Raw genomic sequence first — 11,282 nt, 5'->3', positions numbered from 1 at the left:
TTAATGATGGAACGCCGTATGCGGTGAAAATCGCACGTACGGTGTGGAGCAGGGGAAAAGGTGGAGATTGCCTCAAAACCTTACCTATTGCTATACAATACCATTCGCGAAAAGATGGATTTTCAAGGTGAACCAGCAGTTTATAAATCGGGAAAATACCGCGGACAACCGATGCATTATGACAGAGAAGAAGAATATGTAAAAGGTTTACGCAACATCTTAAAAGATTTAGCTTCAAACGTTTTAATACGACGTGTTTTATTTGGGAAATCGGATTTTGATTTCGATGTCCATTTAGAGCAGGGTGGTATTCTACTTGTTAATACTGCGAAAGGGGAATTAGCAGACCTTTCAAACGTTTTAGGAAAATTTGTATTGCTGAGTATGCAGAATGCGGTATTCCGTAGGGAACCAAACGTCTCGCCTTACCATCACATTATTGTGGATGAGTTCCCGGATTATGTTGTTCGGCCGTTTAAAGAATTCCCTGCACAATCTCGTAAATATAAAGTAATTCTAACAATCGCTAGCCAAACACTATCTCAATTAGCTCTCGACTTTACGGAGCAATATATGTTTACCTTACTAGGCTCATTCCGTAACAAAATGATATTTGGAGATGTAACGCCATACGATGCAAAAATTTTCTCTGACATGTTCGGTGAGAAAGAGGAATTTAAAGAGGCAGAATCCGAACAGGGTATTTCTCCTATGCAAGATAATCCTGTTAGTCGACTAGGATCAACCTACCAAAAAGCGAAAGAAGTTGTTATGTCACCAGGGGATATCATGGCACAAGGTGCATTCATCTGTGCTGCTCGTATAGTACAAGATAATCATGTGCAACCTGTACAACAAATTACAAGCAACTTTGTACCAAAAGAAGAATTCGTCCAAGCAATCATTCAAGTAGATCTAGAAACAGGACAATATTGGGAAAATGAACGTCTTCGTCTTATTAATGAATCTATTACAAAAGCAAATCCTATGAAGCATGTAGACGCAGAGAACATGAAAAAAATTCAACCTTTGCCGCCTATACAAGAGGATGAGATAAAACAAAATAGCTCTGTAGAAACAACGGAAGAGCAACAGCACATTGTATCATTGGAAGATTATAAGGAACACAAGTCTCATAATGAAACCTTATCTAATGAACCTGCAACTATGAATCAGCAGGGAGATGTTGATGATGAAGCTGAAAATAAGTTGTATGAAGATATTAAGGAATTTATTATTGAATCGCAACAAGTCTCACCATCTATTCTGCAAAGAAAATTTAAGATTGGCTATATGAAAGCTATGCAATGTATTGAGAAGTTAGAACAAAATCTAGTTGTAAGTTCTTACACAGGGGATGGTCCTCGTAAAGTATTAATTTCAAATAGTAGTAGTATACCAGAAGAACCGAGTGTTAATACTACTCAAACTTCTGATAATACTATTACACAGGAAGTAGCAATTCCAAGCGAAGACAAAGGAACCGTACAAGAGGAAACACATATAGAAAGTGTAAGCACTGCAATAACTGAATCTGTCATAAAAGAAGTAATAGAGGGAGTCATAGATATAGAATCACCTCTAATGGATGAATGCCATGAAATAAACATGGAGGTAACAGAACTAAACAAAGAATTGTCTATTACTATGCTAGAGCAAGATTGGAATACGGATTCCATCATTCATTCCAGGATTCCCGATGAGACTGAACCACTACTAGAAGAATTCCCATCAGATGGACTTCCCGTTCCAATAATAGAAACTGCAGAAATAAATTTAGAATCTACTTCAATTCCAGTTACAAAAACAGAGTCAGACGAAACGTATGTAGAAATCAACACGATCCCAATCGTAGAAACACTTAATCATACGGAAGAAAATAAGCTTGATGAAGATGTAGCAAAAGTCTACGAATCTATTAGTATTACAGTTCATGAAAACTTAGAAAAAAATAGGGAAGATCCTTCGAGAAATGATGAGAAGCAACCAGAATATAAACGTATGAGCTACAAAGAGCGCCAAGAGCACTTAAAATCTCAGCAAAAAAATAAGAATAACACTACACAGTCGCTCCTTAATAAAATTGAGAAGCCAAAGCAAAAAACGTCGAACGTAATGAGTAAGGAATTAAACAATTTCTTTGATTAATATTTTGTAAACCTCAAATTAAATCTAGAAAGACTGCATTCTAGATTTTAATTTGAGGTTGGTAAATACACGCCAGATTGCAGAATATGCTTAGAAAAAGTATTCTAGATTTCCTTTTGATAGGAATTTTCTACTGCTATTATCCAAGTAGGGGAAAGGTCTAGACAATATTGAAGTAATTCTAGAACTGGTATGAACCTATAGTAAATTTATGATTTAAAAATTATTCTTGCATTTGAGTAAAAATACCATTATATTTGTATTAACAACTATATAAATAAAACATAATTTACGTGAAGGACACACCTTACGTACCATCCCAACGGTACAGGTGTGTCCTTTTTTACGTTCTAGGAGGAAAATATAATGTCAGAAGATAAGACAAACACTCAAACTGTAGAAGAACTTGGAATGGCTTTTGAATCAGAGAACCCACAAGGTGAAACACTGTTAGAAACAAACTTTAATCAATTTGAGCGAGTACGTGAACATGAACTAGAGGAATTGGCCCGTATGAAACGTGAGCGTACTGTAGGAAAAGGCTTGATTACAGTCGTATCCGAAAAGCTATTTCCGACTAAAAACGGAAAGTCTGAGCGTATACAAGTGCTTACAATGCAAATTGGTACTCATACGACTGCATATTGCCCAATTACAGAGGCAGGTATAAACATTCCTAAAAATCCTCAATGGTTAGTGGGTAGAACTAAACCTGTTATTATTGAACACTTCCAGAAAACTGAGGAAGGAAACTTTGCTGTTGTATCTATCACAGCAGGTGAAATAGCACTTCAAAAAAGACTATATGAAGAAGTAAAAACACAAGAGGGAAATAAGGTATACACAGGAAACGTTTCTGGACATATTCCATCTGCACAAACTGTATTGGTTGAAGTTCATGGTGTGACAGTAGGAGTACGATACTCGCAATGGTCCCATTCATTCGTTCGCTCAGAGGATATTATTATTGGTGATGTTGTAGAGGTTATCATTGATAAAGTAGTAGAAAAGAATGGGCGCTATGAGTTTAGAGGAAATAAAAAAATATTAGAAACAGATCCAATGGAGAAACTATTAGAACTAAACAAACGCCGTGACCGCTTTGTAGGTAAAATTGTAGGCGTTGATGCTATTGCTGGGATTTTCGTTGAGGTTGCACCAGGTATTCAGTTTAAAGGACTAAAGAGCCGTAATCTTGCAAACCCAACCCCAGAAGATGCAATTAACCAAACAATCGTTACATGTGAGCTGCTTAATATTGATGCTAAAAATAGAAGAGGAACCGTACGTATCCTAAATTATCCGCAAGGCCAGAGTAAAAAATCTAATTCGTCAATTTACCAATTTTAATGGATGATTATGCGTACAATAGAGAAACAAATGTCTACTTATATCCCTTCTATTCCTCATTTATCAAGTGAGGATGTACAAGGACTTCAAATATATCGGATACATGATTTGGATAAAACCTATGTATTCCACTCTTATGACGAATTAGTTAAGTTTAAGCAGCGTTTAACAGAAGAACAATATGCATTACTCACTTTCATTGGTTTGCATATGTCCGTTAGATTCAATCATTTATTATATTTATTCAAAAGTAAATATACACGTAAGAAAATAAATGATGCACTTCAAGGATTACTTTACTATCAATTTATCGAAAAATGGCAAGTAGAGATTTTTGATATGGAGATCTTTGAAGAAACATATACGTTATCCGATAATGGTTATAAACTCTTAAAATACTGGCAAGGAAATATGTTCTTCTTTGCTCCAGAGCGAATTGATAATCATGGTAAATATGTTCACCTACGTTATTGGCATGATATAGACCTACTTTGCCACCTGCGTTATGCTTCATCCTTTTTAGGGCATATTATGCATCCATCCATTAATAAAGGGGTTTTTACCCCTCCTTTAAGTTTTATAGTAAACGGCGGGGAAGAACGTAAATTTAATTTCGTTGTATACTCTACCTTGTTATCTGATAAAAAAGACCGATTAAAACGAATAATTACTAGATGGAAAACTTTTGTAGAATCAGGAAAAGATATTATTATGCGGGGTTTTGGAAACAATCCTACAGTCTTAGTTATATATGTTTCTACTGAAAACCAAGCAAAGCAAATTAATAATGAACTATTACTCGACCTGCTCCCTGGTAAAGTATTGTTGTGTATAGGAGAAACCTTACATATACAAGGATTACAACATGCATTTTACCAGCCCCTTGCAGAAGGGGCGATTAAACAATTAAATACAAAGCTATTCGCAACACACTAGGCCACCCTTACAAGCTATTAATTTCTTTTAAGGGTGGCTTGTTTACTGCTTTGTATTCGCTGCTTAAACTCCTTTGGTAAACAGTTATTCTCTTTTTTAAACAACTTATAAAACTGTGACATGTTTGCAATTCCAACTTCACATCCGACATTTGAAATACTAAGGTCACTTGTTATTAATAAACTTTCTGCTTGTTTGATGCGCTTATAATTCACATAATCCAAAAAGGAAATACCCATAATTCTTTTAAAGTATTTTATGAAATAATGATAGCTTAAATTTATTAATGCACATGCTTTGGTTACGGTTATCTTTTCTCCTATATGATATTCTACATAATCAAGTACGGGTTTTAAACGAGCCAAGTCGTCTTGTTCACTATAATTTAAAATGTTATGTGTATCATTTCTTACTAGTATTAAAAGTAATTTCTTAATGGCAGCACTAATTGCGATTTCATATCCGTTTATTTTCTTTTTTGATTCAGTAAAAATTTCTATAATAAGAGCATAAGCCTCATGTTTTACCACTTCATTTTGTTCAAAAATATAGTTTAACTCATTTAGAGATTTTGTTTGTTCTGAAAAGCAATGTAAATATTGTATAATGCTTCGGTCAAAGTGTTGTTTTAAATTTACTTGAAACACAATGTAGTGTAACGAATCTGCAGAAGCTTTATGTGACCGATGCAACTCAGATTTCCCCAAAATAAAAACATCTCCAGGGCCAAGAACAATATATTTATCTTTATTTTGTATACCTAAATATCCTTCTATAATTGCTAAAAACTCAATCTCTTCATGATAATGCCAAGGGGCACTCTCAATTTGATCATAATAAGAAGTTTCCATAACAATGTCCCATACCTTTAAAAATAGTAATGGATTTTGATAAGTAACCTTTTCTTCAATTGCTTCAGTAAGTTTATTATAAATCCCTTCTGTCATAGACGTTTACACCTCCTTGTTAGCAATATAACACCTTTATCAAAATACGATAAGTAAGTTGCCTTATTTCTAATAAAAAAAGGCAACTTATGATATAAACATAACGATATATGGCATATTTTTTAATTGAATAAATTTCTATAATAATTTCAAATCGAGCAAAAGGGGATATGATAGTGAATATTTTAAAAGTAGGTGTTATTGGCTGCGGAAGCATCGCGCAGTATCGTCATTTACCAGAATACCAAGCAAATTCATATGTGCAGATTGTAGCTGTTTGTGACAGTAATAAACAACGCGCAAAAGAAATTGCCAATAAATATGGTGTAAATATGTACACTGACTTTAACGAGCTTATCAATTGTGAAGAGTTAGATGCAGTGAGTGTCTGTACACCAAATGATTTACATGCATCAATCTCTATCGCTGCTTTACAATCAGGCATTCATGTACTATGTGAAAAGCCAATGGCGACGTCAAAAAAAGATGCGAAAAAGATGATTGATGCTGCTGAAAAAAACGGTAAAAAGTTAATGATTGGTCATAACCAGCGCTTTGTCGCTTCTCACCAAAAGGCAAAACAGTTGATTGAAAATGGAGAAATCGGAAAAATATATAGCTTCCGTACAGCATTTGGTCATAGTGGTCCTGAAAATTGGAGTGTAGACGGAAAAGAGAGCTGGTTCTTTAAAAAAGATGAAGCGTTTCTTGGTGCAATGGGTGATTTAGGTGTACATAAAGCCGATTTAATTCGGTATATTCTGAATGAAGAAATTACAGAAGTTGGCGCCTTTGTTGAGACGAGCGCAAAAACATTTTCGAATGTAGATGATTGTGCAGTATGTATGTTGAAAAGCGAAAGTGGTATTATCGGATCACTTGCAGCAAGTTGGTCTTACGTTGGCAAAGAAGATAATTCAACAATTATTTATGGTGAAAAGGCCACTCTTCGCCTAGAAGATGATCCAACTTACTCACTCATTCTTCAATATAAAAATGGTGAAGTTGTAAAATATGAGCTTGATAAAATTCAATCGAATGCTGCAGTTAGTCAAAGTAATTCACATATAATTGAGCGGTTTGTAGAGTCCATTCTTTCTGATAAAGAGCCGTTAATTAATGGCGTAGAAGGAATAAAATCGTTAGAAGTCATTTTAGCAGCCATACAATCAAGTGAAACAAAACAAATTGTTACAATTCCATTATGAGAAAAGGTGAAGACATGAAGAAACTACGCATTGGAATAATAGGGACTGGAGGAATTGCAAAAGGTCGCCATATCCCTGCATTTGTAAAGTTACATGAATATTGTACGATTACGGCTATACATGATAGAAACATAGAACGCGCAAAACAAACCGCTGAAACATATAACATTCCTTATGTATTTGAAACGTATGAGGAAGTCTTTAAAGAAGTTGACGCTGTTTGTATTTGTACACCAAATAAGTTTCATGCTGAGATTTCTATCGCAGCATTACAAGCAGGGAAACATGTATTATGTGAAAAACCGATGGCTTTAACAGCGACAGAATGTGAACAAATGATAGAATCTGCAAAAAACAGCGGTAAAAAACTTGCTATCGCTTATCATTATCGCTACATGAAGGAGTCACAAGTTGCAAAAAAAATGATGATAGATGAGATTGGAACGCCTCTTGTTGTTCGTGTAAAGGCACTCCGTCGCCGAAAAGTGCCAGGATGGGGCGTTTTCACAAATAAAGAATTACAAGGTGGAGGAAGTTTAATAGATTACGGCTGTCATCTTCTTGATTTAGCACTATGGTTAATTGGAAATCCAAAACAAACAGAAGTCATTGGTAGTGTCTATAATGCAGTTAGTAAGCTACCAAATCAAATAAACATGTGGGGGAAATATGATTATAAAACATTTGAAGTCGATGATCATGTTACCGCATACATAAAGTTTGAAAATGGAGCATCATTAATATTTGAAACTTCTTGGGCAGCAAATATTAAAAATGATGAAGAACAAGTAAGTATCTCCGGAGTAAACGGTGGAATGAATGTTTTTCCAATTGAATTATATACAACAAAACATAATATGCTATTAAATAGTGAACCTATTTGGATAGGATCTAACAGTGATCCTGGAATTTTGCAAGCTGAAAACTTTCTAAAAGCTTGCTTATACGACGAGGAATTAATTGTAAAACCTGAGGAATCGCTGCAAGTATCACAAATTATTGATGCAATTTATGAGAGTAGTAACACACATGTAGAAAGGACGGGAAGATAAATGAAATTAGGAGTATTTACAACACTTTTTTCTCATATGGAGTTTGAAGAAATGCTAGATTATGTACAAGCAGCCGGTTTGCATGCTGTAGAAATTGGTACAGGGTGTTATCCTGGAGGATCGCACTGTAACTTAGATTTATTATTAGAAAGCGAACAAGTCAGAAGCACATATATAGAATATATACAAAAAAGAGATTTAATCATTAGCGCTTTTAGTTGTCACGGAAATCCTTTATCCCCGGATACTGCTTTTGCAAAAGAATCCCATGAAACATTGTTAAAAACCATTCAACTCGCTTCACTACTAGACGTACCTGTTGTGAATTGTTTTTCAGGTGTAGCAGGTGACCATGAAAACGCAAAATACCCGAATTGGCCTGTTGCACCATGGCCAAATGAATACAACGATATTTTAAAATGGCAATGGGAAGAAAAGCTCATTCCTTATTGGAAACAAGTTGGTGAATTTGCACAAGAACATGGTGTGAAAATTGGTTTAGAACTTCACGGTGGTTTCTTAGTACATACACCATATACATTACTAAAACTACGTGAAGAGACATGTGATGCAATAGGTGCTAACTTAGACCCTAGCCATTTATGGTGGCAAGGAATTGACCCTATCGCTGCTATTAGGTTATTAATGAAAGAAAATGCAATTTATCACTTTCATGCAAAAGACACTTACATTGATCAAGAAAATGTGAATATGTATGGTTTAACAGACATGCAGCCGTACGGTAAAGTGAAAACAAGAGCTTGGACGTTCCGTTCTGTTGGTTGTGGCCATAGCTTAGATGAATGGTCGCAAATGATGAGTGCACTTCGTACATATGGATATGATTATGTTGTAAGTATTGAACACGAAGATCCACTCATGTCTATTCAAGAAGGATTTAAACGTGCCACAAAGAATCTTCAATCTATTTTAATTGAGGAAAATCCTTCACAGATGTGGTGGGTGTAACTTTGTTTAAAAAGAAAGGAGTAACATTTTCTCGGAGAAGCCATTCGTAAAAGAATATGAGCTTCTCTTTTTTTTAAGAAATGTTTAAAAAAGGACGCAATATTCCAAAAAGAATTAAGAAAACTAATAATCCTGTATCTACCTCTATACAAAGTACGGATTTTACGAAATAATATTCTTTGACACCTTTATACAGAAAAAACAATATATATAAATATATTTTTTCGCGTAAAGGAATATATAAGAAAGGGGTAACACATTGCTACGTATACAAAGAGGCTACATGTACGATCCAGATGATAATGAGGTCATTGTGAACGAAATTTTCTACAACGCTGCATCTGAACAAAAATTAGGCAGCAAAATAGGTGTGTTTTCTGCAGACAAACTACCTACTTCTATTTTTGAAAAGATCCAAGAAAACACAAGTATGTCTTATATGGAAAGTATAGAAGTAAAAGAAGAAATGATTCAAGAAATACTTTGTTATTTAGACCAAAATCAAAAGCCAGAAAAACTATATTTTGAAATGCAGTACATGGACTAATACTAAGAACTGAAAATAAGAGGGGATTTTCAGCAGGAGAAACAAGGGAGCTATTATTAATATATATAACAACTGCATAGAAGGTCCCTTCTTATCTTCATTCCATTAAAAACAATTGAATATTATATAAAAATAGATTAATATAAACGTATATTTATTGTTTAATTGATTCCGTTTATTCCCACACCTTATTGTGTTGTGGTTGAGTTGTAGAAGCAAGTTTTGTGTCTTGTTTCAATTGTGAAAGGGCTTCTTTGAGCCGATTAGTGTATATATAGCTTATTTTGCTATGCACGTTTTTAATCGACTTAAAGAAGCCCTTTTTGTGTTGTCTTTAAGTTAGGAATTACTTGTACGTAGACCTTCGGGGCTAATAATATGCGAAATAAAAAAGTACACCTATTGTGCTTTTTTGTTTCATTTAGAGGAGAGATTATATGCAATTTTACAAAGTATGGCATAAGAAAAAGAATATGAGAGTTATTAGTACTCATAATAACCATGAAACAATGGGCCTTTATTTAACAGAAATATATCCTGTCTGCGATTGTGTAAGGTACCTAAATGTTTAAAAGTTAAGTACACAGGTAATACCAATAAAAAACAATGTATATAACAGCACTAAGTTTACAGCGTTTCTTATTATTGTTAAAGGTTTTTGAATTTGACATAAAAGAAAGAGATTAATTTCTAATTCATAGTAAACTAGATAAAGAGTGGAATATAAAAATTTATAAACTAGAGAATGTATATAGAAGTAGGGTACTTGTTGCAATGCTAAAAACACTAGAGATTAGGATTTGTAAACCAGAGAGGAGTCATATAATATGATTACAGTTAATCGAGGGTATATGTACGATCCAGATGATAATGAAGTTCTAATTACTGAGATTTATTACGAGGCTGCTACAGAAACTAAATTAGGGAGTAAAATGGATAGCTTATCTTATTCAGTTATTCCTAATAACATTAAAGAAAAAATAGAAGCAGTTACTTCATTATCCTATATGGAGAACTTGGAAATGTCACAGCAATTAGCTGTCGTATATCAGGATGAAATTAATAAGTATGGAAAGCCGGAAAAATTGTACTTCGAGTACACAAATATGTAAGAAGAGAGAAGGCATTGGACAACCTAGTTCAATGTCTTTTTTGAATAAATTCATAGAAATAGGGTAACTAACTTTTACCATATTCATCCAAAGTTCATATTTGCAGGTGATTAATCAGTACCAAGAATTAGCAAAGAGTATAAATTAAGTGGGGTAAGGTTTCTAAAATAAATATCTAAGGGGGCGTAAAGAAGGCATATTATGATGTCTTCTTCTTTTTTTATGATGACATTTAAAACTATCCAAATCGCAATGCTTACAAATATTAAACATTACATGTTACTGCTTAAAAAGGCTAAGCCAATATTAGAGGAATCGCATCATGACTATAAGCTATTTCAATTTATGTGCAAATTAGAGATAAATCAAATATATGAAGCAATTGAAGGTCAGAGGAATGATACTTATATAGATTCAAATGCCCATTCAGTATATATACATACACTTATTAAGCAGGCGAATTTACTTCAATATGTTATTTCTATTGTGCAGAAGGAAGGAGTTATTCATGCTGCATCAATACTATTAATACATTCATTTAACTTGTACACCGTACATAGGATTTCAAATTTATCAATTTCATACCTAAGAAACTTAGAGAATACACTTTCAAAACAAAACTAGGGGGATATCTAAAATGAGCATTATTATCGATATTGCAGAAGGGAAAAAGCTTGTACCATATATTGTTTTAGTAAGTAAAAGAGAGAATAGTAGTTCAGACGATAGTCTCTTATAACACTTCAGGCAGGTGTATGAATATTATCAAGCATTGCAAAACGTTGGAAAACAAGAAAACAATAAAAAAAATATATATAATAGCAGGGAGAAGAGAAACGCATGTATAATATACTTAAACGTCAATTTAATTACATTATCCGAGGGGTGATTCGGATTAACGAAGAGGTACAAAGAGAATTGGACCTATTGGTGCAAAAGATTCGTGAAACTGTATCTTCTGTCCAAAAAATCATCCTTTTTGGCTCTCATGCATATGGCACACCAAATGAAGA

The 11,282-nt window shown here is 33.9% G+C and carries 9 protein-coding genes and 3 pseudogenes; 11 read left to right on the top strand and 1 reads right to left on the bottom strand.

The window, feature by feature from the left end; all coding sequences use genetic code 11:
• Positions 1 to 96: 96 nt before the first annotated feature.
• The 3 genes and pseudogenes from C4S65_RS32905 to C4S65_RS32895 all read left to right on the top strand — a co-directional run.
• Positions 97 to 2,148 (top strand): annotated as a pseudogene (locus C4S65_RS32905) (DNA translocase FtsK); the annotation flags it as partial.
• Between the two features lie 366 nt (positions 2,149 to 2,514).
• Positions 2,515 to 3,498: an RNA-binding protein gene (locus tag C4S65_RS32900; protein ID WP_103945891.1), complete on the top strand. Its 984-nt coding sequence runs from the start codon at positions 2,515 to 2,517 to the stop codon at positions 3,496 to 3,498.
• Positions 3,499 to 3,507: 9 nt separating this feature from the next.
• On the top strand, positions 3,508 to 4,434 hold the full coding sequence (locus C4S65_RS32895) for a hypothetical protein (protein ID WP_103945890.1): 927 nt from the start codon (positions 3,508 to 3,510) through the stop codon (positions 4,432 to 4,434).
• A gap of 17 nt (positions 4,435 to 4,451) precedes the next feature.
• On the opposite strand, the gene C4S65_RS32890 is transcribed toward C4S65_RS32895, so the two are convergent.
• Positions 4,452 to 5,381 (bottom strand): AraC family transcriptional regulator, encoded by a 930-nt coding sequence (locus tag C4S65_RS32890; RefSeq protein ID WP_103945889.1) that lies wholly within the window; start codon positions 5,379 to 5,381, stop codon positions 4,452 to 4,454.
• A 176-nt stretch (positions 5,382 to 5,557) separates the two neighbouring features.
• On the opposite strand from C4S65_RS32890, the gene C4S65_RS32885 reads away from it, so the two are divergent.
• The 8 genes and pseudogenes from C4S65_RS32885 to C4S65_RS32855 all read left to right on the top strand — a co-directional run.
• The gene (locus C4S65_RS32885) at positions 5,558 to 6,589 is read left to right on the top strand and encodes a Gfo/Idh/MocA family oxidoreductase (RefSeq protein WP_103945888.1); all 1,032 of its coding nucleotides are present in this window, start codon (positions 5,558 to 5,560) and stop codon (positions 6,587 to 6,589) included.
• Positions 6,586 to 7,641: a Gfo/Idh/MocA family oxidoreductase gene (locus tag C4S65_RS32880; RefSeq protein ID WP_103945887.1), complete on the top strand. Its 1,056-nt coding sequence runs from the start codon at positions 6,586 to 6,588 to the stop codon at positions 7,639 to 7,641. The genes C4S65_RS32885 and C4S65_RS32880 overlap by 4 nt, the downstream gene beginning before the upstream one ends.
• Positions 7,642 to 8,610, top strand: coding sequence for a sugar phosphate isomerase/epimerase (locus tag C4S65_RS32875; protein ID WP_098516393.1), 969 nt, complete (start codon positions 7,642 to 7,644; stop codon positions 8,608 to 8,610).
• Between the two features lie 283 nt (positions 8,611 to 8,893).
• Positions 8,894 to 9,157: a hypothetical protein gene (locus C4S65_RS32870; protein WP_098286950.1), complete on the top strand. Its 264-nt coding sequence runs from the start codon at positions 8,894 to 8,896 to the stop codon at positions 9,155 to 9,157.
• An 827-nt stretch (positions 9,158 to 9,984) separates the two neighbouring features.
• A complete protein-coding gene (locus tag C4S65_RS32865) occupies positions 9,985 to 10,269 on the top strand; it encodes a hypothetical protein (protein WP_098286951.1) in 285 nt (94 codons plus the stop codon).
• Between the two features lie 204 nt (positions 10,270 to 10,473).
• Positions 10,474 to 10,893, top strand: coding sequence for a hypothetical protein (locus tag C4S65_RS32860; protein WP_103945892.1), 420 nt, complete (start codon positions 10,474 to 10,476; stop codon positions 10,891 to 10,893).
• 85 nt (positions 10,894 to 10,978) lie between these two features.
• Positions 10,979 to 11,158: pseudogene (locus tag C4S65_RS35740) on the top strand (hypothetical protein); the annotation flags it as partial.
• Positions 11,110 to 11,282: pseudogene (locus C4S65_RS32855) on the top strand (nucleotidyltransferase domain-containing protein); the annotation flags it as partial. The pseudogenes C4S65_RS35740 and C4S65_RS32855, both read left to right, overlap by 49 nt.

It is taken from the genome of Bacillus sp. ok061, from assembly GCF_900108285.1.
In the GTDB taxonomy this organism is placed as follows: domain Bacteria; phylum Bacillota; class Bacilli; order Bacillales; family Bacillaceae_G; genus Bacillus_A; species Bacillus_A thuringiensis_S.
The sequence above is the reverse complement of the archived record's forward strand: the minus strand, read 5'-3'. Positions and strand labels throughout refer to the sequence as shown.